The sequence below is a fragment of the Tenacibaculum sp. MEBiC06402 genome (assembly GCF_049239625.1).
Classification (GTDB): Bacteria; Bacteroidota; Bacteroidia; order Flavobacteriales; family Flavobacteriaceae; genus Polaribacter.
Map to the genome: position 1 here is coordinate 1 of NZ_JBMKKT010000004.1, position 1384 is coordinate 1384.

The following is a 1384-nucleotide window of genomic DNA, read 5'->3' on the forward strand; positions in this document are numbered from 1 at the left end:
ATTACCGAGTGGATTCGGACGTAGTCGAATCCGCCGTAATTGCGGTTATACATTGTTGTACGCAGTATTTTATTTATTAACAGTATAAATCAGAGTTTTTCTCGTGTTTAATTTCATCTCCGTAAAATATATTCCAGTCAACAATTCTATCAGATATTCGGTCAAAAATATCATTCCAAGTATAGGGTTGGTCCTCAATCGAAAGTCTGTCTAAATCATCGTTGATTTGTTCGATAGTTTTTTTGTCAAAAACTTTTTGATCGGATAGTTTTTCTCTTAAAAATCCGATTAAAATTCCGTGACATTTTTGGTCAAAGTTTATATTTCCATTTCTACGAGCTTCGTCTCTTAATTTTTCGATAGCTCTTAATAGTTCACCTTGAACGAATTCTGATTGTCCAGATTTCGGTACGTAATTCTGCCAAATGAATTTTGCTTTTTCAAAGTATTGTTTTTCGGTCATTTTTTTCGTTTGACTTGTACAATTAGTGAAAAAAAGTGATAAAATTATATTTAGGAAAATTGCTTTTTTCATATTGCGTACAACGGCTTGGTATAACCGTCAGTTGCGGGTTAAATTAGTAATTATTTTCTTTAATTCACTAGCGTTAGCAATTCCGAGTGGATTCAGACGTAGTTGAATCCGCCGTAATTGCGGTTATACATTGTTGTAGCACGTATTATTTTATTAATTCCCATTTTTCATTTTTCTTTTCCCAACCTAAAAGTCCATCATTCAAACTCCAATAGAATCTTTCAATTCTATTTTCTCTGTTAGAATAAGAGCCGTCCGCTTCTATTATTTTGACATCATCATACACCTTTCCACGTATTGAAATTTTAGAGTTTGGAATGCTATCTAATTCATTTTTAGAAAAGTGTGTTTTTCCATAATACCAAGACCATTTTGCAATAATGTCAAAATTTACACCAAAATCATTTTTTCCAACAGGATAAAGTTCCATAAGATACTTTCCTTCTAAATATCTATGTTCTCCATTTGGTGGATTCGGGTCAGACCTAACACAATTAAGTTGATAAATTTCTGATTTATATGGAAATAAGTCTAATGGATTTCCACCAGCCATAAATCGGTCAAATCCTTTAAGAAAGATTGTATCTCTATCATTGTTTGTTGACTCAAACACAAGAGTTTCATTTCCTTTGTAAGGGATAATTCCGTAAGCATATTCAGGAATCTTAGTTCTTTTCCCACAAGAGAAAAAAAATGTGAAAATTCCAAGTGTTATTATTATGAATTTTACTTTTCTCATATGTGCTACAACGTATTTGTGTATGATTTTTTGCGGGAAAGGACGCGAGTCGTTTTCCGATGTTGCGGAAAGATAATTAATAAGATTGAATTTCCGTTGAGGTCCCGAAG

The 1384-nt window shown here is 32.5% G+C and carries 2 protein-coding genes; both read right to left on the reverse strand.

Annotated features, from left to right (window positions below; genetic code table 11):
* Window positions 1-76: 76 nt before the first annotated feature.
* A complete protein-coding gene (locus ACOSP6_RS00020) occupies window positions 77-463 on the reverse strand; it encodes a hypothetical protein (RefSeq protein WP_422092447.1) in 387 nt (128 codons plus the stop codon).
* A gap of 217 nt (window positions 464-680) precedes the next feature.
* Window positions 681-1384 (reverse strand): hypothetical protein (locus ACOSP6_RS00025; RefSeq protein ID WP_422095656.1); only part of this gene is annotated, 704 nt, incomplete at its 5' end.